This is a genomic window from Methylobacterium sp. J-072, from assembly GCF_022829425.1.
Classification (GTDB): domain Bacteria; phylum Pseudomonadota; class Alphaproteobacteria; order Rhizobiales; family Beijerinckiaceae; genus Methylobacterium.
In genome coordinates this window covers 1-20,952 of record NZ_JAKSYK010000145.1, presented here as the reverse complement: position 1 = coordinate 20,952, position 20,952 = coordinate 1, and the positions used below count along the sequence as shown (strand labels likewise).

The following is a 20,952-nucleotide window of genomic DNA, read 5'->3' as shown; positions in this document are numbered from 1 at the left end:
GACTCCCGTCGCCGACCTTGGCCGCCTGAGCGACCGCGTGTGTCGCGTCGGTCCGGGGGTTAGGATCGGCGCGATCACACCAGCTGCGGCGTGGGGCGGCGTGATCGGGCGCGTTCGATCCACCACCTGCCGCGATAGATCTGGGGTGAGCGTCTCCACGCTTCCGTGCGTGGTCGGGGATCTGATCGTCGGGGCGGGACGACGCGGGATCTCGGTGGGGGTATGCATCTGCGCCGATCGGGGTGGGAGGAGAGGCGCAAGGGTCGGCCCCGTCCCGGCTCGAATCTGCGACTGTTGCGACAAATCCGGTTCGACCGTCGCTACCACGGGCGGCGGAACCGATGTCCCGCCATCCCGGCGTTCGGTGTGCTCATTCCAAACGGGCGACTGTTCGTGCGCGAGATGCGCCGCGTCGAGGGGCGCGCGGCCGATCAGCGGAAGGCGCGGGTTGACGCGGGGCGGCAGGAATCCCGGCTGCTCCGTCGTGTCCGCCGGGTCCGGATCCAGGAAGGAGCGCGGTCCATCCGCAGGTGGTGAGGCATCCGGATCGTCTCGGGTCGATAGCGGCCCGGTCAGGTGCGGGACCTCTACCCAGGACGGAAAGACGACAGGAGGTGGCGCTTCGACGGGCACGACAGATGGCGTGCTGCCCGTCGATATGGGCGAGATCCAACCCCTGCCAGAAGCAAGCCATGATGCGCCTGTGGCCAGCAGCGTGAGGGTAGAAAAGCAGGACAGCGAGATCGTGACCCAGGATGACAGGGGATCACCGCGCCGAGCGACCGTGAGAGGCCGGGCCGCACCGATGGGCTGCAGGTCCCCCACTGCAATCGGGCCACGGCGTGTCATCTTCTAAGAACTGGGCTGGGCCAGAAACAGTTCAAGACTGGGAGGATTTAGAATTTTCGACAGTCAGTCATTTACAAATCGCGCTCGTTCGCGCTGAAAATTCGGAATTTTCAGATGTTTTGGCGGGAAGCGTTGGGCGATCGTCGACGAACTTCCCCTGCATCGTGCCTGTCCGCGCTGCCGAACAGCCGCAGACCGGCACTGCATAGCTCGGCTCGCGCGACCACCCGTGCAGATTCGAGAACGTGTCGTTCGGTCGAGGTCGCCCGCTGCCCCCCGCAGAACCGGACTCTGGCCCAGGCCGTTGTTGATGATGCCTGATCTGACGACCCGGCCGATCTCGGCAGCCATCTTTATCGGCGTGGGCTGGCTGATCACGGTAGCGATGGTGTCTCGAGTGGCGAGAGACTGAACTTTTTGAACGCCGGGAGGGATCGGGTTTGATGACGCTTTCAGGATCTGACGTTCCGCCGCGGACGCAGGGGTAGGACGATCAGCGCGGTCGCGAGACCGATTGCACCACCGATCAAGGTCTCCCACGCTCGCGCGGCGAGAAGCAGCGTCGAGCGCTCTCCGGTGGCCGCCAACGTCACCATCAGCGTGAACGCGTAAGCCCCGCAGGCGACGTCATAGCGTTCGGGAAGCGCCATGGCGTAGATGACCATCGCGAGCGCCGCCGCTAGCTAGAGAACGAGTGGTGCGTAGGGGGCAACCGGCAGGAGCATCAGTCCAAGCGGGACACCGACGAGCGTGCCCAGGATCCGGCGTCGGACCCGGTCGAGCGTGCCGGCGGTCGATGCCGCGATGACGTATGTGCACGCCGTGATGGCCCATGCTGACTGCTCAAGGTGGAACGCGTCGCTCAGCAGGACGATGACCATCGCTGCGAGCGCCGCCTGCAGCCCCATGCGTAGCTCGCGGGCTTGCTGAGCAGGGCCACCGAGTTCGAGTGGCCCACCGACAGGCGGCGATACCGGCCGCTCAGCAGGGCCGCTGAGTACCCGCGGTACGATAGCGGCGACCGACGCGACGACGCCGGCGAGCACTGCCGTCCCGCTGTCGGCGAGGCGTAGGGATGCGCCGTAGGCCAGCAGCTGCCCGATGTAGACCTGTGACCCTACGCCGGCCCCGAGCGTCCCGTACCGTTTGAGGTATCCGACCAGGAAGGCGCCCGTGATCAGGATCGCCTCGGGTCCTGGCCAAGTCCGCGGGCCGAGGATCGCAGCCAGGCCGACCATGCTGAGCGCCCCCGCCACGGCAGCAGCGCACAGGATCAGGAGGTCACGGCTGGACGCGCTACGGGTTGCCTGACCTTCCGAGACGCTGGCCCAAAGTGCGAAACCACCCGCGAGGGAACTCAGCGTGCCGCCATTCCCGGCCTGATGCGGCTCCAGCACCGCGCCGAGCAGGGCCGCGATCGCATAGGCCGTGACTAGCCGCAGCCCTTTGATGCGCCGATGTGTGCCGGGATCGACGCGCTCTAGCCACGGTGGCATTAAGCCCGCTCCAACAGGTCAACGAGAAACGTCCCGGCCGCCGCAATGATGTTCCCGCGGCTGCGCCAGGGCAAGATCGTCGCGTCGGGCCGCACCTCAGCCACCACCTTTGGGAGGACGGTCTCGGGGGCCTCGGCTTCGCGGTCCTGATCGTTGCCACGCAGCCATGTGACCTGACCGCCGGTGTGGTTCTCGGGGATTTTCGTCGCCCGTCTGTAGAGACTCACTGGGCCAACCTTTGGCCCTGGAGGGCGGGTCGGTGGATGCGGACAAATCACGCAAGCGGTTCACGTGGGTGCCGGGACAGAAACCTGCCGCGATGCAGACCTGGTTCCTGAGCACGCTCTCCGACGTTCGGTTGTCACGCGGCGCTTTGCGCCCTGCGGGCGTTCTGATGTTCGGCTTCAACGTACGTGCGGGGCGCGCACTACTGCGATGAGAGCAAAAGGACCTGACCGAAGCCTCTGGCGTGTCGCTACCGACGATCAAGCGGCTTGAGGCGACGCCCGGCGCACTCTCTGCTCACGGCCCGACAATCGCAGCTATGCGACGCGCATTTGAGGCTGCCGGCCTGGAGTTCATTCCCGAGAACGGCGGTGGGGCCGGGATCCGGTTCCGGGAGCGGAAGGCTCAATCATGAACCACGACGGCTAGGTGCCGCCGTGCTCAAGGTAATCTTGGCTTGGCTAGGGGCCGTCGCATGTCCACTCGGCGCATTGCGAGTGGGTTTCGAGGAAGTCTGTTGCGCCTGATAGCCTTAGTCAAGAGCGTATCCAAGGGCGCCCTCAGTCGATTGCCCTTCACATCCGGCATCGGCGGACACGAAATGGTCGTGGCCGCCAGCGTTACAGCGGAAGATCGCGTGGCTACCTGGCTGGCGAGCGTCGTAGATATAGCCGGTCTGCCCCAGAGGTGTATGGCCCTCGCAATTCACGTCGCGGCTGAGGAAATGATCGGCCCCGGCAACACAGCTCATGAGCTTGGAGGTGCCGGGCTTCGGCAGGAGGAACAGTGAGCCGACATGGGCCTCGAAAGCGTAGCCGGGTGCGACGTAACCCGTGGTGACCCAGTGCCCGCTGGGTCCGAGCGACCGTTTCAGAGGTACCCGGTCGGACGTGCTTGTCTCGGTCGCCCTAGCGATCCGCCATGTGCCGGGATACGGGTCGCCGCCCGAGAAGAAGATCGTGACGTTCGGCAGGAATGGCGTGATGTTGCCGAAGGGGTCGCGCTGGAAGCCGGGGCTGTGGTTCAGGTAGAAACCTGTGACGTCGGAGTTCAGATAGCCGACGGGTGACCACTTGGCAGGGCTTCCACTCAGGAGGGCTTTCATCGGCATCTTGAAGAGACCCATCTGGTAGGTCTCGCGGTCCGGATTGCGGGCTGGATCCTTGCAGGCTACCTGCTGACAGCTGCGACCCGGCAGGCCGGTGATGACGTAGACGTTGCCCGAGGACGCGTCGTAGCCGAAATCCGAGTTCGGGTTGATGGTCGTGCCGTCCGTGGCCACGTTCGGTATCCGCACCGGCGGCTCAAAATGCACGCCATCGGCCGTGCGACGGACGTAGAGGTCGCCGAAGCCGCTGACGCCCTGCGGCCCGGTCAGATCCGTGGTGAAGACGTATAGGCTGGATCGGCCATCGGCATTGAAGGTCGCCGGTTGCCCGGTGCCGTAATTGCCTTGAGCGACAGCTGGGTTGAGCGGTGAGATGACGGGCGTGGGATAATTGACCCAGCTTACTTTGTCGTTGGAGAAAGCCAGCCCTGTCTGGTTGTTGTTGCCAGGCTGATTGTCTGCTCCCGAATAGTACATGGCATAGCTGTATCGCTGGCCATCCGCCGGGTTGGTGAAGCTGCCTTTGATCACGCTCGGATCGCAGACGTACTGACGGTTCCAAGATCCCGGCGTGGGTTGAAAGACAATCTGCGCCGGTGAGAACCCCGTCTCTGGATTGTACGAGCGGTGGAAGATGACGTCGGTCTTGCCCTGTCCGCACCACCAGATATCGGTCTGCCCGTTCTCGGTGATGACGCTCGGAGCGTAGTTGTAGCCCTTCGGGTTCGCTTCATTGACGAAGAGGGCCTGGGCCTCCGGCCCTTTCCAGCCGCCCTGCGCTGACGCCGACAGGACCGACGCTGCGATTGTGATGGCAGTAAGCGATTGAGCGAACAGCTTCGATTTCACGATCTTCCCTTCGCCGCGGTTCGGCTCCTCGACATGGATAGATCGTGGAGCGCTCGCCGGTCGACCGCGACATAACGGCCCCTGAAAGCCAACAACAGAGTGGGCGGCAGGGTCATCGGCGACACTTGTATGCCGCCTTCTGCGCCCTTTCCCTAGCCGCACTCCACCCGGTGCTCATCCGCGAGAATGCCGGTGGGCCCAAGTTCCGTTCCAAGGATCCGAAGTGATCACCCCTCTCCAACGCGAGCAGTTGTCACACCGGTTCACCAGGAACATCGGCCTGTGGGATCCCTTCCCTCAGACCTGAGAGCCTGGAGAACACGTGTCCAAAATCCTGAATATTGGCGTCGTCATCGCGACCGTCTCTCTATTTGCCCCTGGCGCCTTCGCTGCACCGTGCAACGTCGGCACGACGACGAACATGGCCGGCTCATCCAAGGACACCAGCTCGAACGTCGATGGCGGTACGACCGCCAAGGTGACCCCCGGCGCGAAGGGCGAGTCCCCGGGCACGGTAGGCGCTCTGAATAACGTTGGTGCCGCCAGCATGAAGGACGATGGCTCGAAGAAGGCGCCCGAGGGTCAACCGGTGAAGCCCGGCGCCGACAACTGCTGAACCTGCACACTGACCGCGTCGGATCATCCCGCGAAGGATCAAGCTATGAGCAAAGTGAAGCAGGCGATGGACGTCTATCTCGAAGGGCTGCGCAATCAGCACGCCGTCGAGATGCAGGCCGTCGGGACCATCCAGAATGAGATGCCCCGGATGGAGCCATACCCGGATCTATACGCGAAGATGAAGACCGATCACGAGCGGTCGGTCACCCAGGCCGCCAGGCTCGACGATCTCCTGGCCAAGCACGGTTCTAGCAAGTCGGTGATCAAGCAGGCTGTCACCGGCGCCGTCGCCACGGTAGCGGGTTTCATCCATGTCGGTGCGGACGACGAGGTGCTGAAGAACGTCCTCGCAGCGATCGGCTTTAAGGCCTACGAGATCAGCTCCTACAAGGTGCTGCTGGTTCTGGCTGATGCTGCCGGCGCGGGCGACGACAAGTCGACGCTCGAACAGTCGATGAAGGAAGAACAGGAGATGGGCGATTGGCTTGGCAGCAACCTGCCGAACCTCGTACATGCCTATCTCGAGCGCAAGTCCGCGTAGCTCAGTAAGGGGGTCCCCGTCCGCCCGTAATCACCTCGGGCGGCGGTCTCGCCCTGACTATGCGATGTCGATGAGTGGCTGCCTGGGGCCGTCGTCACCAACAAGGGTGCCTATCAGTCGCCAGAGCGCCTGATGCTCAGGGCCGGTGCGGCCGGAAGCGAGAAAGGTAGCGAGACTGAAATCCGTCACATGGCCACCCGAGGCGATATTGCCGGTGTGCCGAACGAAGCTGTGCCCCGTCGTGGGGTCGAACAGCAGGTGCCACTGGTCGCCATTCGGACTGGCGTAGATCAGGCGATTGGGTTCGGAAGGGCTCATGGTCGTCCTCCGGTGTGACGAAGGGTGGCGCGGGTCGCACCGAACCGGCCTCGTCAGCGGTCCCATCGCGGCTACATAGCAGAGATGCGCAGCTTCATCCTCTCCGTCAGCCTCATCGCTCTCGCCGCCCCCGCCTCGGCGCAGGCGCCTAACCGCGGCAACGCGGACCTACAGACCAACTGTGCGGGTGACGCCCTCGCGTTCTGCGCCGGCATCGATCCGAACAGCCCGCAAATGGACGCCTGCTTCAAGAAGAACATGAGCCGGATGTCCCCAAATTGCCGTCGCGCCATCGATGCCTACGAGAAGGGCGGCGGTAAGTAGCCACTCGACCGTTCGGTCACAGCCCGAATGCCGCGGAGGGGGCGAGCCTCGGCTCCGTAAGCGGACGGGATAGATTACCGAGCCGAGCCGTTAGCGCATCGACAAACTCCTCCGACCGGGCATCCAATATGCGAAGCATTATCCTGGCCCTCGGCCTCATCGCCGTCGCGGCTCCCGTTCTCGGGGCCCCTGACGCGTCGGCCTCAAAGCGTGGCAACAAAGATCTGAAGACCTACTGCTCCGGCGATGCGGTCACGTTCTGCAGCGGCGATGATCCAGACAGCCCAGAGATGGACGCGTGTTTCAAGAAGAACATGGACAAGATTTCGGAGAACTGCCGGCGTGCGATCACGGCCTACAAGGGTGGTGGCGGCAAGTAGCATCGTCACCGTGCTTGAGCCGGCGCAGCGGTAAGGAGAGTGCTGCCAACCTCAAGATCGCCTGACCCTTCCCAATCCGGGACCACCGCCGGCCCTCATCATAGCTCGTCGGCTAACCGGACCGTGACATCCTGCCGGTACGCCGGTGAGATTGTCGACCTCCCCCGCCAGCCTGTGATCAGATCGGGCGGTGGGGCTGAGCTGGGCGAAGGCAGGCGATTATGGCTTCCCCGACTCGCCCACCATCACCTCGGTCAGCAGCTCGCACCCTACCAGCACAAGGAACACATCAGCGCGGCCCCAATCGTGATCGTGCCGATGGGGTTATACCGAACCGAGTCTCGTTGAAGTTGAAATCAGGGCCATGGGATCTTCCATCGGGTCCTGGTAGCGGCTTCACCGGCCGCAAACCCATGCGTGTAGCCGGCCTTGTAGATGCCAGACAGAATCGCGGCGACGCATGCCCCGATCACGAGTTGGTCGAGCAGCGACAGGGAGTTGAACCAGGCCCACAACACCATGCCGCTATCCCTCGAACCCTGTATCGACGCGACGCATGAACCAGAGCGTCATCCGGTGGCAGTCCTTGACCCATTCCAGGCCCAGGGTACGACCCCAGAGGGCGATGAACACTACCCCGCGTGACCTGCACGCGATCTGCGCGCGTGCTTGCCGGGCGGCCATATCATCACGGCTCGCCCGGCCACGCACACCCGATGAGCGTTGATCCGTACAGCCATCGTGGGCAGAGTGAGCGCAGCGCAGCTTAATCCGACACAGCGATATGACTGGAAGCGTCCCGTGAAGTTCCTCACCGAGCATCTGAAGACGAATGGCTACCTGAAGTGATTGCCGCCGCCGCAAACACCAAGAGTATGCTTGGGTGAGAAGTGTGGCGCGAAGCACGCCAGCCGTTCATCGCGATGACGTAGCAGTTGATCCAGCGACTAAGCGGGTCCGTAGAGTCCGGATAAGCGGACGCACGTTCCTGTTTCTCGGTCGCCTTGTTGCCGGCGGGACATTACTGCTCGTAGCTGCAGCGGGCCTTGTGTATCAGTACTGGATCGTAGCGATTGTAGCGGCAGCGATCGGCTTGCCGCTTATGCACGATAGGAGCAAGCCGCGACCCAAGCGGATCGGCGCCTGGGTAGGCGAATGCCCGGCCTGCGCTACACTCCTCTGTGAGCCCGCGTCGGCTTGGGAGAACCAATATCGTTTTGTGTGCCCTGGCTGCAAACGAGCGATCTTACTTCAGGATCACCGGTTCGAGGTGGCGGCAGTTTGACCGAACTCTCCGTCACGAGCTGGCTGACCGGCCAGGGTTACGTGCGGCACCGAGAGGATCCCGAGGGGGCGAACTGAAGTTGCTCACAAGGCACCTGCAAGCGGAGAGCGACTTGAACTAGCGGTGGCTCGACCCGTTGAATCACGGCCCTCCATTTTATTCTAATCAGCGTTGCCCCATCGGCCGTGATCGAACGAAGGATCGCTCCATGGCGAAGCTTACCCTCGTCGCTTCCTTCGCCGTTCTCTTGAACGGCACGACCTTGGCGCTAGCACAGTCCTTCATCGCGCCCGGCGGTGAACCGTCTGTCACGGAACCCGGTGGCACCGAAGGACGGGACGGGCGGCGCAATGTGATTGAAGGGATTGAGGACGGTGAGGCTGTCGGCGTTCCACCGAGAGCGGCAGAGGGCTACGAGGATGAGCGACGTGTCCATCGCCGTCGCAATCGTCGCCCCGACGATGAGGACTAAATCCTTCGCTCAGATCCCATCCCCCCGCCTCGCGGAAGCGACGCTGAAGGCTGGCCGCTTGTGATTGGCACAAGCCGCTAGGCGACGTTCTCGTCGCTGGCGTCGGCGGTCGGAGGTGTGATCTCACGTGCAATCTGCTCGCCGACCAGTTGCAGGAGGACGCGAGCAGCCAACTGCATCTCGCTTGTGCCGTGCCTCTTCACTGCCTCATAGGCAGCGATACAGGCGTCCAGCATCGCCTCGGGGCCCGTATCCTCGGTCATCGGTTCCGTCGTCAGTAAATCTATTACCTGCCTATTGTCGGCCAACGACGTTTGTACAACCGGTAGTTTTACGGGGGTGCCATGCGGTTGAATTATTGCATAGCACGGTTGCAGGCCATTATCTGGCCCGCAATTCAAGCGTGTAATATTCCTGTTCGGTTGCGTGGCTGATGGAGAGCATGGGAATGCCGAACGACCCTCGGCCAGCGGCCTACGCGGGAAATGGTGGGCCGCAGCTGCAACGAGTCGCCCAGGCGCTCGAAGTGCCGGTTGGGGCCTTCTTTGGGGACTCAGCTTTCAAGTCTGATGGTGCTGACGCGGCCGAACTGCTCCGCCTCTGGCAGGCGATCCGAGATCCTGAAAATCGACAGAGCCTCTTGCTCGCCGCTCGTGAGTTCGTCCAGCGTGAGGGGGATGCGTGCCAAGCTGCAGAATAGGACGGCCGTAGGCGAGGCGATTTCCTGAGCCCGCATCCGAAGCCGCCGGAGTCATCTTCATCGAGGAGAACGGCGAGGGGCCGGGGGGGCGGTTGCGTGATGCCGACAATGGCCGTCGCTAACGGCACATGCCGTCGGCTTATCATAGCGGGTGCGGACTTTTCCCAGCAGTGCACCGGCAAGCTATTAAACACAATCTATAAGACCGGGCGAGTCGGGTTCTATTTTGTGACAGATCGCGGGGCCACATTGACTTTCACTGGAATGGGAAGTCAGCAAATTAACCCAGACCCAAATAGCGCGGTGCAGCTAATAGATGGTGTGCTTGTCGGGTCGAATGGAAAAATCGATCGTTCGCGCGCGGTGGGAACTTGCAGGTTCACGAATCCGTACCAGAAGCAGGGCGTCGTCGAGTGTCGCGCTGATACTCCCGGCGGTTTATTCGAGGCAGCCTTTCTGACCGATGGTAACCCGCCATCGGTGATGAATGGACGCTAAGTCGATTTGAATCTCATAGCAATTACGAACGGCTTGCCCATGAGCATACGCATTTATGTGATCGCCTTTGCTTCGCTTGTCGGCTGCTCCAGTGTGCTGGCCGATCCGAAGCCATCAGATGCGACGATGATGCAGCGGGTCCTGAAAAAGATCGAACAGGACAACAGTGAGTGTAACATAGGGCTGTCCTACGCTGGGAGGATCGCGGCGGGTGGTAGCGCGTCATCGGCGCGGTTCGATGGTGCGTTGGTCCTCGTCTACAGTGTGGAAGGTTGCAACGGTGGCAACAACTGGGGCTACAACGCTCAGGTCTACGGCGTGAAAGACGACACGGCGTTAGAGATCGGCAAGCCGCAGAGCTGGTCGATCGTCAAAGGTGCGGACTTCAACGACAAACGGGCTATCATCTATGCTGTCTCGCAGGGGCTCGGCGACGGTCATTGCTGCCCCACGGAAGGCAAGACGATTGAGGTGACCGTTAGCAATGGGCAGGCCGTTTTTCGGCAGATCAAGGCGTGGCACAACAGCAATTAGCTGACCGCTTGTCTGCTCGACGTCCGGCACCTAGCAGCACCTATTCCAGGGATCAGAGCATCGCGGCCTTGCACGCGTTGCTGGAGGCGCAACCAGGCACACGAATAGACTTACTTCGACGAGCCGGCTAGGCGATAGAGGCGGCAGTTGGCGAGATCATTCTCTTCAACGATCGGCGACCGACGCCCGACTCGTGCGTTGTCTGCATCGTAAAGCCTCATCCGGAGCGTTGTGGGTCGGAGCGGAAGCGTCCGGTACTGCCGACCTGATCGGCTCCACGGTGAGCAGTGATCGCAACCTGGCCACCGAACATCTGGCACCTCAACCGGTCACTTTCGCTGCTGCGTTTCCGCTCGCGCTTTGTCGAAGGCCTCGAGCCCGGTGTCGCCTCCAACGGGTGCGTCTTTGCCGCCGTGTTCGCCCGTCGGCTTCACCTCATCGTTTCGCTGCACCCCGATGTCACCGGGCTCTGACACTCCGAGCGAGCGTGGGCCCTGTGACGTCCCCCGAACCGGCAGGTCCTCATAACCACGCTCTCCCGGCGGTGTCTCGGCTGGATTGGTCACGGGGGCGCTTCGGGGCGATCATGATCCCGGTCCTCTCTGTATCAGCCTTCGGACAGCGGATGGGCGGCCTGGATCAGGTCGGCTGCACCTCGGTGTCTTCCACTTCGGGATCCTCTTCCTCGAGCACGGTAGGCTTCGGCGGCTCGATCTCGTCGAGCCGGGACGGATCCTCGATCACGGGCCTGGATCCACGCCCGGCATCGGGGTGTCAGCGTGAGTCATGGTGCGCGCCTCCGTTCTGGAAGCGCTATGCTCCGTGAGCCCGGGCGTTCCCATCTGGTGTTGCTGCGCGTTCCCACCTCGTATCGAGGGGCACAACCTGCATGTCGAATTTGGTCGAGCGCAAAGCACGCCTGATTGTCCACGGGGAGACGCCCTACAACGCCGAGACACCGCTGGTCCGGCTGCGCGCGGCCTACCGCACGCCGGCGGACGATTTCTACGTGCGCTCCCACGGGGATCTGCCGGCGATCGCCGAGGATGGATTCCGCCTCACCGTCAACAGTGCGGTCACGACCGTGCTGGAACTATCGCTGCATGATTTGCGATCGAATTTTCCTCACGTCGTCGTCACCGCGACGATGCAGTGTGCGGGCAATCGCCGTGCTGACATGCGAGCGATCGCACCGGTTTCCGGCGATCCGTGGGACGGCGGCGCCATCGGCACCGCCGACTGGACCGGGGTGCGATTAGCCGATGTGTTGCGCGAGGCCGGGATCCACGAGAGCGCTGACTTGCATGCCGCGTTCGAGAGCCACGATACGGTCGAGGGGCATCCCTACGGGGCCTCGATCCCACTCGCGAAAGCGCTGGCACAGGAAACTCTGCTGGCCTTCGCTATGAATGGCGCGCCGCTACTGCCGGAGCACGGCTTCCCACTGCGGGCTGTGGTGCCAGGCTACGCCGGGGTGCGAAGCCCAAAATGGCTGAAGCGCATCACGGTGCAGGACCATCCCTCCGACAACCCGATCCAGGCGAACGACTATAGGCTGTACGCGCCTGATGTGACCGCGGAGACGGCCGATCCGGCGAAGGGCCACACCATCAACACCATGCCGCTGAACGCGGTGATCTGCGAGCCGATGCGCGGCGCAGAGCTGAAGGCCGGAACGAACAGAATCCGCGGCTACGCGATTTCGGGTGACCGCGCCGTGGTGCGCGTCGACGTGTCCGGCGATGGCGGGCGATCCTGGGCCCAAGCCCTGCTCGAGCATGACGCGAATGCGCCGTTCGCTTGGACGTTCTGGACGATCGACCTCAACCTGCCTGCAGGTGAGCACGAGCTTGCGGTGCGGGCTTGGGACGAAGCTGGTCAAACGCAATCCGCGGATCCCGACGACACGTGGAACTACAAGGGCTACCTCTGCACGGCATGGCACCGGGTGCGAGTCTGCGTTGCCTGAAGGCTGCCCGCCAAAGCGGTCTTTTGGGAAGTCGGTGAGGACGCGCCGGCCACACGTGAACGGGGGGAACACGGCGACCGGCGCGCTCGCTTGCGGGAGCCAGTGAAGGCTCAACCACTGCGATAGGTAGCAATATGGGGATCGCCGGAGGAAACGGCGGATCCCCGCTTGGCCTCAGGCCTCAGCGGCTTCCTTGGCTTTCCGAGGCCGACCAGCACGCTTGGGCTTATCGGTGACAGTCTCTGCAGGCTCAGGGGCCTTCGGAGCAGCCTTCTTGCGCTGATTGCCGAGGCCGAGAGCCATAGCGAGCTTGGAGCGCTGTTCGAAGTAGCTAGCAGCCGTGGACGGGTAGTCGCGCGGCAGACCGTATCGCTCCCGGTACTGCTCGATCATCATGCCGTATGCCGTTACCGTTAAGGTGGCGCTTCAGGGTCTTGTACGGCTTGCCGTCGTCGAAGCTGATCAGCGCGTCGGGGGTGACCGACTTCCGGATCTGCGCAGGGGTGGGCTTGTCGACCGCCGGGGCTTCTGGAGCGCTGCTCTGGCTCAGCCCAGTTAGCGCACTGTGAATTCTAGCAAGCAGATCCGGCATGTCACTGGGCCGAACCGAATTTTTCGACACGTAGGCCGAGACAATGTCGGCGGTCAGCTCGATGAAATTAACGGCCTTATACCAACCCTCATTGAGGGGGACTCACGGGGTAGCATCGGCGGCTGAGGGGTGATTCCATCTCCGGGTTTGGAGCCCGAGGAGGATGTCATGGCTGCTCCGGTGCCACTGCGGTCGGACTTTGACGCTGAGGGCCTGCGCGCGCCTTGGCCAAGTGTGCACGCGATCCCGCCCAGACACGGCGCCTGCTGGCTTTGTCGGCGATCTACGCGGGCGGCTCGCGCTCGGCCGCTGCCGCGCTCGGCGGGGTCGGGCTTCAGACGGTGCGGGACTGGGTCGTGGCGTTCAACGCGTCCGGTCCGGACGGGCTGATCGGCGGTAAAGCGCCCGGGGCTCGCCCGCGCCTGAACGCCGAGCAGCAGGAGATGCTGCGCGCGCTGGTCGAGCAGGGGCCGATGCCGGCTGCCCACGGGGTGGTGCGCTGGCGACTGGTCGATCTCGCCCAGATCCTGTTTGAGGACCACAGCGTCTCGGTGTCCGAGCAGACACTGAGCCGGGTCCTGCAGAGCATGGGCTATCGGAAGCTCTCCGCCCGTGCGCGCCACCACGCCCAGGACCCGGACGCCATCCCGGTTTTTAAAAAGCTTTCCCCGCCCACCTGGCGGAGATCGCGCAGGCTGTCGGCGGCAAGCCGATAGAGATCTGGTTCGCCGATGAGGCCCGGGTCGGCCAGAAGAACACGATCACCCGGCGCTGGGCCAAACGCGGCACGCGCCCTTCGGCCCCCAAGGACCAGCGCACCGCCTCCGCCTACATCTTCGGGGCGATCTGCCCCGCCCTCGGCAAAGGGGCCGGCCTCGTCATGGCCCGCTGCACCACCGAGGCGATGGCCTTGCACTTCGAAGAGATCGCACAAGCCGTCGCCCCCGGCGCGCAGGCCGTCTTGCTGCTCGATCAGACCGGCTGGCACACCACCAAGAAACTCGCAGTGCCCGCCAACATCACCCTGTTGCCCCTGCCGGCCCGCGCCCCCGAACTTAACCCGGTCGATCCTTCGACAAGCTCAGGATGAGGACCTGTGGCAGTTCATGCGCGACAACTGGCTCGGCAACCGCGTCTTCAAATCCCACGCCGACATCCTCGACCACTGCTGCGAGGCCTGGAATACCTTCATCAACCGACCCTGGCGCATCATGTCCATTGGACTGCGCGCCTGGGCTCATGGGTTCTGATCAATGAGGATTGGTATTAGCCCGCTACATGCGTGAGGTTTCCACGTTGGTTTCCACCCCCTAAACATGCGAGCCGTCGCTTTTCCCTGACGGGGCATTGACGGATCCGGCTCGGCAGTGCTCCTCGGCATTGAAAACAATCAATGGGAAATCAAAGGGCGCGATGCTGTCCCTACTCGGGCGGCTGCATCGCGTCGCGTAACATCAGATCTCGCGCATCCTCGGCTAAAGTCTGAAGCGCGGCCACCACTGCCTGGTGCTGGACGCCGCTAGCGTCGCCTCGGACCCCAATGGCGATGGCAGGGGTTAGCCCCGTGAGAAACCCGATCGCCTCGGCGAGTTTCGGCCCGCACCCCGAAGGAATCCATGTCGGACACCACCCTAGCCTCAGTGACGTTCCCCTCCCTCAAAGCAGCTCGATCGGCGCGGACGCGGCTGGCCCGCGCAGGATTTGCCCGCAACAGCATCGAGATCGATCGGCGTGGCGACGCGTTCGAAGTGTCCATCAACACCCGTGAGGAGAACCATGCGCGAGCGGAGCGCATTCTGACGGGCTCGCCTCTGGGCAACGATCTCCGGCAGGCTGGAGAGCAGGCGGCCGACTTCGTTCAGGGCAACCGCTCCCTCGCCTTGGGTCTGGCGGTACTGGCGGGGTTCGCAGTCTTCAGCTTGACGAGCCGGCGCTAAGCGTGATCGTGCCGAGCAAGGCAATGGACGGCTGTTGCTAGGCAGATGTGATCCCAAGACCTTGGCAGCCTCATGCGCTGGCCGAGGCCTGCCCACGGCCCCTCTATCTCCGTCGGGGACGCGTGATTGCCGGTGCATCGGCCCAAAGCCGCGCCGGATGACTAATCGAACGACGTGGTCTGAAAGCCGCCCGCCGCCTCGATCACCTCGGCGAGCGCATGTCAGTCGAAATCGGCGCTGACCAGCGTCCGACTGATAGCGCAGACCGAGTTGACCACCGCGCCCGCATGCTCGGACGTGAGGCGCGGGATGATCTTAGCCAGCTTGGTAGCGATTTCGTGAGGGATCGTTGCTGCACCCGCTCAGTTGGGGGCTCGCGGCGCAGCATTTGCGCTCGACCAGCGTGCGACCGTTCGGCCTCCACCCATCGTCAAATGGAGTTCAACGGTCCTGCCGCCGATCCAGGCCACCAATCGGAAGGACTGCCCACGATGCTCTTGAAGGGCTTCTCTTACGTGATGATAGGCGCGCTCGCCTGTGGCCTCGTGATGACGTTCATAGGCTCGGCGAGCCAGATGCTGGGCCTGTAGTGCCAACCGGCGGGCGGCTTAAGCCGTCTCCGAAGACGATTTGATGGATCTGCGGCGGGGTGTGAGCCCCGCCGTTTATATCTCCACCCGCGCCCTTAAGCGTCCTCCGACCGCCCCTCCGCCGCGTAGGAGGGCAACAGCGCGTAATCCATCAACTCCTTCACGGCCGGGCCAGTGATGCCGCGCGGATCCTCGCTCCCGGTCATCTTCAAGCCCTGGGCGAGCGCTTCGATGATGGTCTCGCGCTGCTTCTCGCTCATCAGTGAGATGGCGGTCCCTAGCGTCCTCTGCAGGATGTCCACCCGGACGGTCAGGTCGCGCAGCTCTTCGAGCAGGACGTTCTCAAGGGATGAGGACAATTTGGGCTCCACTGGTTCAATTATTTCGGTGAATTAGCGCGTTTGACGTCGGTCAGCAGGTGGGGCGCGGCTTCTTCGGCACAGCTCATCCTGCTGGAGAGCGTGAGGCTTGCGAGGACGGACACTGCTGCGGCCTCCCGGGCAGGGCAGATGCTGCCATCTTGGCAGCGGGAGCGCTTTTGCAGGGCGTATAAGGGCTCACTGCATCAGCTTCAGACAGCCTGGGGTCTCGCACTGTGCGTGCAGATGGCCGTTGCTGCTGTCTCGCGCCCAAGCCAGCCGACCTTTACAGTCCGGACACTCGACGGCGCCGCTGCCGGCTGGATCCGCCGCGATCGTCGCCATGACGCGGTGCATGGGATCAGTTCCGGCCGGCGGGGCGATGAATACCGCGTGGAGCCCGGCGGCTAGACCATGAAGCGCTGCGGCAGCGGCCTGCAGGCGGACCTGGCGGGCGTCGTCTCGCACCTTCAACGTCACGGCTGCGGTGAGCGCCATCTGGCGGGCAGCCTCGATACCGGCGTTGAAGGCGGCGCGCTCGCTGGGCGTCATGTGGCCACTTCCTGCATCGTGATTGAACGATCGGCATCGGCTGCGTCGCTGCCACCTAGAACCCCCGACTCATCTGGGCGTTGATTCAGGGTCAGGAGGGCCCCATGGCCTACGACCAAAGCGGCAGCGCAAATCTGTCCGAGAACGAACGTAAAGCCAGTGAATGTGCCGGTCGGAAGCGGCTCGGCGAGAATGGATGGCCGCAGATGCGGCCCCTGCCCAATGAGCAGCACGCAGCCGACCGCACCAAGACGATCGTGAGGCACAGCCTCAAGCGCTGCTCGCAGGAGACCGAGCCAGCAGCAGGCGAGGAATAGGTCGCAGGTTTGCAGGCGCGTTCACGACACGCGGGCTCCAATCCCGGCCCAGACGCTTTTTAATACGATCGCGCGCCAGTCGGCGTGGGCCATGTCCATCTCGGCGAGCGAATTTATCGCCGCGACCAATGCGTCGGAGCCGCCGGCTGCATGGATGACGTTACCGATCCGGCGCAGCTCGGCCCGGCACGCGGTGCCGATCGGGTCCGTGGTGAGGCCGGGCAGGTCCAGTTCGCCGTAGTGGGGAATCATCGTCGCCTCGTGCCAAGACGTGGAGCTGGCATGGGCCGCCTTGGGGTTCGGCGCGTGGCGACGCTCCAGATCGCCCTTCACGATGACCTGGAGGAGCGCGTTGGCGGCGGTCGCGATGGGGGTCGCTGTCATGCGCTCGCTTTCCTGATCGTGCCTACGGTTGTGGGCGAGACGCCGGCCCGGCGGGCGATCTCGCGATCCGTGAGACCATGGCCGAGTAGAGCGAGCACGGCGTGTCGCTATCGGCGTTGGTCCGGCGCGGTGGGGGTCGCAAAACTCTACCCCGTTCAGCGTGTCCAGATTGGACAGGGGTTTCCGCCTGTTCTGGCGAGAACCCGATCTCTGGATCCAAGTTGCGCAAAGGGTACTCACTTGGTGCGTACCCTTTGGCTGAATTTTCGGCCCTTGCCCGACAAGGAGTTAGCGAAGGGTCGGCAGACTGTGCTCCCCTTGCTGTCCAGATTGGACAGGGCCGGTATGGCTCGGATCTGAGCCCTCGGTGGCGCCCACATCTTGCTCGCGGAGCCGCTGGCCCATCCGCTCGATGTCGGCGCGCAGCGTCGCCACAACCGTCCGGTGCTCAGCGTCGCTCTGGCTCACGTCGCCGCTCGCCCAGAAATCCAGCCATGCGCCGCCGGCGCGGAGGTCGTTGAGCGAGAGCGCCGGCGCGGTGTCCAAGATCTCCTCAACACGGCGTTGGCGGGCCTCCGAGAACAGGTGCGGGTCGCAATAGCGATCGAGGGTATAGCGCTCGCCGATCAACCGATCCGTGCATTGGAGTTCGGCCCAGGCTGCTGCGACGGTTTCGGGCATCGGCCATGCGCGCGTCACGGCCTCTCGCACGCGAGCAGGCATATCGGCGCGCGGGTCGGGGCTACTCCAGTCGTCGAAGCGATAGATCGTGTTCCACGTCTCGCCCAGCCCAACGCGCGGTTCACACACTGCACGCAAGGCCGCTTCCATCGGCGTGTCGGCAGATACCGCATCCGCTGATCCGTAGCGGGCAATGATGGCGTCGGCCTTGATGATGCGCGCCCGCTCGCGCTCTGCCATCTCAGCCTGGAATTCCGGCTGGTCGAATAACTCGTCGAAGATGCTGCGCAGCGGGGTAGGCTGCGAGGTATCCAACTTGGACATGGCCTGATCGACCGTCATCCCGGTTTTGCTCGAGAGCGTCTTCATCCGGGCGGCGGCCGAGGTCTTCTCACCCGGGTTGGTGGTGCGATCGTGTAAGGCGCGCACCTTGGCGAAGGTTTTGAGATCAACGGTCCCAGGATGGGTCCCCGACCTCGAACTCGGTCATTTTATCGTCGATTGCGACGCCGGTCGAGCATTGCTGCACGTGGATGGGGATCAGCATCTCGCAGGTCTGGACCCAGCTGGCCGGAGGGCGTCGCCCATTCCAACAAAACGAAAGTCGCCAATCCTTTCGGTGTGGGTGCAAACCATGAACCTGTCGGAATGCGAGATGTTGCGACACATCTCTCCAGTGCCTTCTAAGCGGCAGGTCGTTGGTTCGAGCCCAACCGGGGGTCGCCAGCTCATATGTTTGGCTTATTGAGCTGGCGGCAGGTTGGCCTTCGCCGCCTGCCGCCGATGTTTCCCGTGAAACACACTCTGGCGTGCGCATCGCGCTCGCAACAGTCTTAGGTCACAGGCCTGGAAGCAGGCTTCGCGAGTCTGAGAACTAGTTTGACTGCGTGATCGCATTCGCGTGACGGTTCTGACTGAGGTGTATCCCAATCGTCCCCTCATCCTGAGGTGCTGCGCAGCAGCCTCGAAGGAGCCCTCCAGGGACCGCCTGGCCAACTGGAGGTCTCCTTCGAGGGCTCCGCTGCGCTACGCCACCTCAGGATGAGGTCGAGAATCGGAAAAACCGGTCAAACAGGCTTTGAGAGGGTGCCAAGGTGCCTCCCGCACCCGGCCAGCGGGACGTTCATTGCCCGCGGATAGGCGCCGTTATCCCCCACCGTTCCGCCGCCGAAATTCCGCCGGGGTGATGCCGACGTGGCGCACGAAGGCGCGGCGCAGGGTGTCGGCGTTGGCGAAGCCCGTCCGGGCGGCGACCTGCTTGGGCGGGAGGCCCTCCGCCTCCAGGCATCGCCGTGCCGCCGCGACCCGGGCGGCCTCGACCCAGTCGGCCGGGGTCATGCCGACTTCGCTCCGGAACAGGCGCGCGAAATGCCGGGGGCTGAGGCCGGCCCGGTCCGCCAGCCGGGCGACGCTGTGGTCCTCCGCGGGCGCGGCCGCGATCCAGCGCTGGACCTCCTGGAGCACGGCCCGGCCCGAGGGCTCGGTCGCGCCGCTGCGGCTGAACTGCATCTGGCCGCCGGGGCGCTTGAAGAACATCACGAGCTGCGCGGCGACCCGCTGGGCCATTGCCCGGCCGAGATCCTCCTCGACCAGGGCCACCGCGAGGTCGAGGCCGGCGGTCACCCCGGCGGCGGTGCAGACCGGCCCGTCGCGGACCTGGATCGCGTCGGGCTCGACCCGAACCGCCGGATAGCGCCGGGCCAGGGCGTCGGCGGCGGCCCAATGCGTGGTGATCCGTCGACCGTTCAGCAGCCCGGCTTCCGCAAGGGCGAAGGCCCCCGTGCAGACCGACCCGAAACGCCGGGCCGACGGCGCCGTGCGCCGCAGCCAGTCGAGCAGCGCGACGGCCGGACGCCGATGCGGCGCGTCCGGAGATCCCGCCACCAGCAGCGTGTCGAGGGCGCCGGCATCGGCCTCGAAGATGGTCCGATCCGCGAGCAGCCGCGCCCCCGACGAGGTCCGGATCGGGCTGGTCTCCGTGGACACGATCTCGGTCCGGTAGACGACGTGCCCGGCCTGCACGTTCGCCTCCGCGAACACGTCCAGCGGGCCGGAGACGTCGAGCATCTGCACGCCCGGCCCGGCAACGATCACCAGCCTCCGCTCCATTGCGCGCTCCAGGGCGTCCGTCGGAGGCGCGATTTGGCCGTTCGAGACGTGTTACGTCAACTTCGGACGCGGGGGTGAGGCTTAGAATGTCCGGGCCAGCAAGGAGAGAATCCCATGGCTCATCCGATCGGCGACATCGCCATTCCCGACAGCGCGCTCGCCCGGGCGGTGACCGAATGCGTTCGGGATACGGAATCGCCGCTGCTGTTCCACCATTCGAGCCGGGTCTATTACTTCGGCGCCCTGGCGGGGAAGCAGCGCGGCCTGCCCTACGATCCGGAACTGCTCTATGTCGGCGCCATGTTCCACGACATGGGGCTGACCCCGCAGCACAGCAGCGCGGGCGAGCGCTTCGAGGTCGACGGCGCCAACGCGGCCCGGGATTTCCTGCGCGGCCACGGCATCGCGCAGGCCGATATCGACACCGTCTGGGCCGCGATCGCGCTGCACACCACCCCGGGCATCCCGCAGCACATGCATCCCGTCATCGCCCTGGTCACCGCCGGAGTCGAGATGGACGTGCTCGGGCTCACCTATGCGCATTACAGCGACGCCGAGCGCGAGGCGGTCGTGCGGGCGCATCCGCGCAGTCCGCATTTCAAGGAGGACATCATCCAGGCGTTCTACGAGGGGATCCGGCACAAGCCGGACACGACCTTCGGCAACGTCAAGGCCGATGTCATCGCCGACAAGGAGCCGCATTTTCACGCCGGAAACTTTTGCCGCGTGATCCGGACGTCGCCCTGGCGCGGATGAGGGCGCAAGCCGGCCGGCAGACCGGCCTCGTCCGCAAAACGACAAAACCCCGGACGCCATCGGCGTCCGGGGTTTTTTCTCGATCTGAGCGGCCAGTCCGATCGGGCTGGGATGCCGAGGCGAGGATTTCGTTTGTGAGGATTACGCTGGGATGGCGCGCGCGGGTTCTGGCCTGCGCGCGCGATCCAGAAAACCGCTCCCGGCCGGGAGGCCGGAAGCGTCTTCTTGAGGTCTTAGTACGAGCCGAACTTGTAGTTCAGGCCGGCGCGGACGACGGCGAACTCGTCGTCGCGGCGACCGATCGCGCTGGAATAGGCCGGGGCGAGGTTGGCGGCGTTGACGAGCAGGACACCCTGGTTGCGGGTTCCGCGGTCGAGGTTGACGTACAGGCCTTCGACCTTGAGCGTGACGGCCGAGGAGCGGAAGAAGTTCAGGAACGAGTCGGTGGGCAGGGCGTACTCGATGCCGCCGCCGACGGCGTAGCCGGTGCGGAAGCTGTCGTTGCCGGC

General features: G+C 64.2%; 22 protein-coding genes and 3 pseudogenes. 11 read left to right on the top strand and 14 right to left on the bottom strand.

Features of this window, described 5'->3' with window-relative positions; all coding sequences use genetic code 11:
- Positions 1-1,301: 1,301 nt before the first annotated feature.
- The 4 genes from MKK67_RS16555 to MKK67_RS16535 form a co-directional block, all read right to left on the bottom strand.
- Positions 1,302-1,514, bottom strand: a complete 213-nt coding sequence (locus tag MKK67_RS16555; protein WP_243966249.1) for a hypothetical protein — start codon at positions 1,512-1,514, stop codon at positions 1,302-1,304.
- Between the two features lie 18 nt (positions 1,515-1,532).
- Entirely contained in the window at positions 1,533-2,345 is an 813-nt protein-coding gene (locus tag MKK67_RS16550; RefSeq protein WP_243966248.1) for an FUSC family protein, read from the bottom strand.
- Positions 2,345-2,572, bottom strand: a complete 228-nt coding sequence (locus MKK67_RS16545) for a hypothetical protein (RefSeq protein WP_243966247.1) — start codon at positions 2,570-2,572, stop codon at positions 2,345-2,347. The genes MKK67_RS16550 and MKK67_RS16545 overlap by 1 nt, the downstream gene beginning before the upstream one ends.
- Before the next feature lie 530 nt (positions 2,573-3,102).
- Positions 3,103-4,527, bottom strand: a complete 1,425-nt coding sequence (locus MKK67_RS16535; protein WP_243966246.1) for a hypothetical protein — start codon at positions 4,525-4,527, stop codon at positions 3,103-3,105.
- 322 nt (positions 4,528-4,849) lie between these two features.
- On the opposite strand from MKK67_RS16535, the gene MKK67_RS16530 reads away from it, so the two are divergent.
- On the top strand, positions 4,850-5,143 hold the full coding sequence (locus MKK67_RS16530) for a hypothetical protein (RefSeq protein ID WP_243966245.1): 294 nt from the start codon (positions 4,850-4,852) through the stop codon (positions 5,141-5,143).
- A 66-nt stretch (positions 5,144-5,209) separates the two neighbouring features.
- The gene (locus tag MKK67_RS16525; RefSeq protein WP_243966243.1) at positions 5,210-5,686 is read left to right on the top strand and encodes a DUF892 family protein; all 477 of its coding nucleotides are present in this window, start codon (positions 5,210-5,212) and stop codon (positions 5,684-5,686) included.
- Between the two features lie 57 nt (positions 5,687-5,743).
- On the opposite strand, the gene MKK67_RS16520 is transcribed toward MKK67_RS16525, so the two are convergent.
- On the bottom strand, positions 5,744-6,004 hold the full coding sequence (locus tag MKK67_RS16520) for a hypothetical protein (RefSeq protein WP_243966241.1): 261 nt from the start codon (positions 6,002-6,004) through the stop codon (positions 5,744-5,746).
- 84 nt (positions 6,005-6,088) lie between these two features.
- On the opposite strand from MKK67_RS16520, the gene MKK67_RS16515 reads away from it, so the two are divergent.
- Both MKK67_RS16515 and MKK67_RS16510 read left to right on the top strand, forming a co-directional pair.
- Positions 6,089-6,328, top strand: coding sequence for a 3',5'-cyclic-nucleotide phosphodiesterase (locus MKK67_RS16515; protein ID WP_243966239.1), 240 nt, complete (start codon positions 6,089-6,091; stop codon positions 6,326-6,328).
- A gap of 128 nt (positions 6,329-6,456) precedes the next feature.
- The gene (locus MKK67_RS16510) at positions 6,457-6,708 is read left to right on the top strand and encodes a 3',5'-cyclic-nucleotide phosphodiesterase (RefSeq protein WP_243966238.1); all 252 of its coding nucleotides are present in this window, start codon (positions 6,457-6,459) and stop codon (positions 6,706-6,708) included.
- A gap of 356 nt (positions 6,709-7,064) precedes the next feature.
- Here the strand turns inward: MKK67_RS16510 and MKK67_RS16505 are convergent, their stop codons facing one another.
- Positions 7,065-7,229, bottom strand: a complete 165-nt coding sequence (locus MKK67_RS16505) for a hypothetical protein (protein ID WP_243966236.1) — start codon at positions 7,227-7,229, stop codon at positions 7,065-7,067.
- 972 nt (positions 7,230-8,201) lie between these two features.
- Here MKK67_RS16505 and MKK67_RS16500 point away from each other — a divergent pair.
- Positions 8,202-8,465: a hypothetical protein gene (locus tag MKK67_RS16500; RefSeq protein WP_243966234.1), complete on the top strand. Its 264-nt coding sequence runs from the start codon at positions 8,202-8,204 to the stop codon at positions 8,463-8,465.
- 77 nt (positions 8,466-8,542) lie between these two features.
- Here MKK67_RS16500 and MKK67_RS16495 read toward each other — a convergent pair whose 3' ends face one another.
- Complete coding sequence (locus MKK67_RS16495; protein ID WP_243966232.1) at positions 8,543-8,728, bottom strand: hypothetical protein; 186 nt, start codon at positions 8,726-8,728, stop codon at positions 8,543-8,545.
- A 974-nt stretch (positions 8,729-9,702) separates the two neighbouring features.
- On the opposite strand from MKK67_RS16495, the gene MKK67_RS16490 reads away from it, so the two are divergent.
- Entirely contained in the window at positions 9,703-10,197 is a 495-nt protein-coding gene (locus MKK67_RS16490; RefSeq protein WP_243966230.1) for a hypothetical protein, read from the top strand.
- 889 nt (positions 10,198-11,086) lie between these two features.
- The gene (locus tag MKK67_RS16485; RefSeq protein WP_243966228.1) at positions 11,087-12,166 is read left to right on the top strand and encodes a molybdopterin-dependent oxidoreductase; all 1,080 of its coding nucleotides are present in this window, start codon (positions 11,087-11,089) and stop codon (positions 12,164-12,166) included.
- Between the two features lie 174 nt (positions 12,167-12,340).
- On the opposite strand, the pseudogene MKK67_RS16480 reads toward MKK67_RS16485, so the two are convergent.
- Positions 12,341-12,821 (bottom strand): annotated as a pseudogene (locus tag MKK67_RS16480) (MucR family transcriptional regulator).
- Positions 12,822-12,926: 105 nt separating this feature from the next.
- Between MKK67_RS16480 and MKK67_RS16475 the strand changes: the two are divergent.
- Both MKK67_RS16475 and MKK67_RS16470 read left to right on the top strand, forming a co-directional pair.
- Positions 12,927-14,008: pseudogene (locus tag MKK67_RS16475) on the top strand (IS630 family transposase).
- Positions 14,009-14,374: 366 nt separating this feature from the next.
- Positions 14,375-14,695 (top strand): hypothetical protein, encoded by a 321-nt coding sequence (locus MKK67_RS16470; protein ID WP_243966227.1) that lies wholly within the window; start codon positions 14,375-14,377, stop codon positions 14,693-14,695.
- Positions 14,696-15,380: 685 nt separating this feature from the next.
- On the opposite strand, the gene MKK67_RS16465 is transcribed toward MKK67_RS16470, so the two are convergent.
- Positions 15,381-15,644 carry a hypothetical protein gene (locus MKK67_RS16465; protein WP_243966226.1) on the bottom strand — a complete coding sequence of 88 codons (264 nt, stop codon included), beginning with the start codon at positions 15,642-15,644 and terminating at the stop codon, positions 15,381-15,383.
- Positions 15,645-15,842: 198 nt separating this feature from the next.
- Entirely contained in the window at positions 15,843-16,196 is a 354-nt protein-coding gene (locus tag MKK67_RS16460; RefSeq protein WP_243966225.1) for a hypothetical protein, read from the bottom strand.
- Between the two features lie 104 nt (positions 16,197-16,300).
- Here MKK67_RS16460 and MKK67_RS16455 point away from each other — a divergent pair, with 104 nt between their 5' ends.
- Positions 16,301-16,513, top strand: a complete 213-nt coding sequence (locus MKK67_RS16455; RefSeq protein WP_243966224.1) for a hypothetical protein — start codon at positions 16,301-16,303, stop codon at positions 16,511-16,513.
- A gap of 21 nt (positions 16,514-16,534) precedes the next feature.
- On the opposite strand, the gene MKK67_RS16450 is transcribed toward MKK67_RS16455, so the two are convergent.
- The 3 genes from MKK67_RS16450 to MKK67_RS16440 form a co-directional block, all read right to left on the bottom strand.
- Positions 16,535-16,897: a hypothetical protein gene (locus MKK67_RS16450; RefSeq protein WP_243966223.1), complete on the bottom strand. Its 363-nt coding sequence runs from the start codon at positions 16,895-16,897 to the stop codon at positions 16,535-16,537.
- A gap of 288 nt (positions 16,898-17,185) precedes the next feature.
- Entirely contained in the window at positions 17,186-17,920 is a 735-nt protein-coding gene (locus tag MKK67_RS16445; RefSeq protein WP_243966221.1) for a hypothetical protein, read from the bottom strand.
- 804 nt (positions 17,921-18,724) lie between these two features.
- Positions 18,725-19,687, bottom strand: a complete 963-nt coding sequence (locus MKK67_RS16440; protein ID WP_243966220.1) for a GlxA family transcriptional regulator — start codon at positions 19,685-19,687, stop codon at positions 18,725-18,727.
- A gap of 114 nt (positions 19,688-19,801) precedes the next feature.
- Here MKK67_RS16440 and MKK67_RS16435 point away from each other — a divergent pair, with 114 nt between their 5' ends.
- The gene (locus MKK67_RS16435) at positions 19,802-20,443 is read left to right on the top strand and encodes an HD domain-containing protein (RefSeq protein ID WP_243966219.1); all 642 of its coding nucleotides are present in this window, start codon (positions 19,802-19,804) and stop codon (positions 20,441-20,443) included.
- Between the two features lie 233 nt (positions 20,444-20,676).
- Here MKK67_RS16435 and MKK67_RS16430 read toward each other — a convergent pair.
- A pseudogene (locus MKK67_RS16430) lies at positions 20,677-20,952 on the bottom strand (porin family protein); the annotation flags it as partial.

Bases quoted from the DNA above. Each gene is read 5' to 3' on its own strand.
- MKK67_RS16555 (WP_243966249.1), bottom strand. From the start codon at position 1,514: ATGGTCATCTACGCCATGGCGCTTCCCGAACGCTATGACGTCGCCTGC.
- MKK67_RS16550 (WP_243966248.1), bottom strand. From the start codon at position 2,345: ATGCCACCGTGGCTAGAGCGCGTCGATCCCGGCACACATCGGCGCATC.
- MKK67_RS16525 (WP_243966243.1), top strand. From the start codon at position 5,210: ATGGACGTCTATCTCGAAGGGCTGCGCAATCAGCACGCCGTCGAGATG.
- MKK67_RS16520 (WP_243966241.1), bottom strand. From the start codon at position 6,004: ATGAGCCCTTCCGAACCCAATCGCCTGATCTACGCCAGTCCGAATGGC.
- MKK67_RS16515 (WP_243966239.1), top strand. From the start codon at position 6,089: ATGCGCAGCTTCATCCTCTCCGTCAGCCTCATCGCTCTCGCCGCCCCC.
- MKK67_RS16510 (WP_243966238.1), top strand. From the start codon at position 6,457: ATGCGAAGCATTATCCTGGCCCTCGGCCTCATCGCCGTCGCGGCTCCC.
- MKK67_RS16505 (WP_243966236.1), bottom strand. From the start codon at position 7,229: ATGGTGTTGTGGGCCTGGTTCAACTCCCTGTCGCTGCTCGACCAACTC.
- MKK67_RS16500 (WP_243966234.1), top strand. From the start codon at position 8,202: ATGGCGAAGCTTACCCTCGTCGCTTCCTTCGCCGTTCTCTTGAACGGC.
- MKK67_RS16495 (WP_243966232.1), bottom strand. From the start codon at position 8,728: ATGACCGAGGATACGGGCCCCGAGGCGATGCTGGACGCCTGTATCGCT.
- MKK67_RS16490 (WP_243966230.1), top strand. From the start codon at position 9,703: ATGAGCATACGCATTTATGTGATCGCCTTTGCTTCGCTTGTCGGCTGC.
- MKK67_RS16485 (WP_243966228.1), top strand. From the start codon at position 11,087: ATGTCGAATTTGGTCGAGCGCAAAGCACGCCTGATTGTCCACGGGGAG.
- MKK67_RS16470 (WP_243966227.1), top strand. From the start codon at position 14,375: ATGTCGGACACCACCCTAGCCTCAGTGACGTTCCCCTCCCTCAAAGCA.
- MKK67_RS16460 (WP_243966225.1), bottom strand. From the start codon at position 16,196: ATGACGCCCAGCGAGCGCGCCGCCTTCAACGCCGGTATCGAGGCTGCC.
- MKK67_RS16455 (WP_243966224.1), top strand. From the start codon at position 16,301: ATGGCCTACGACCAAAGCGGCAGCGCAAATCTGTCCGAGAACGAACGT.
- MKK67_RS16450 (WP_243966223.1), bottom strand. From the start codon at position 16,897: ATGACAGCGACCCCCATCGCGACCGCCGCCAACGCGCTCCTCCAGGTC.
- MKK67_RS16445 (WP_243966221.1), bottom strand. From the start codon at position 17,920: ATGACGGTCGATCAGGCCATGTCCAAGTTGGATACCTCGCAGCCTACC.
- MKK67_RS16440 (WP_243966220.1), bottom strand. From the start codon at position 19,687: ATGGAGCGGAGGCTGGTGATCGTTGCCGGGCCGGGCGTGCAGATGCTC.
- MKK67_RS16435 (WP_243966219.1), top strand. From the start codon at position 19,802: ATGGCTCATCCGATCGGCGACATCGCCATTCCCGACAGCGCGCTCGCC.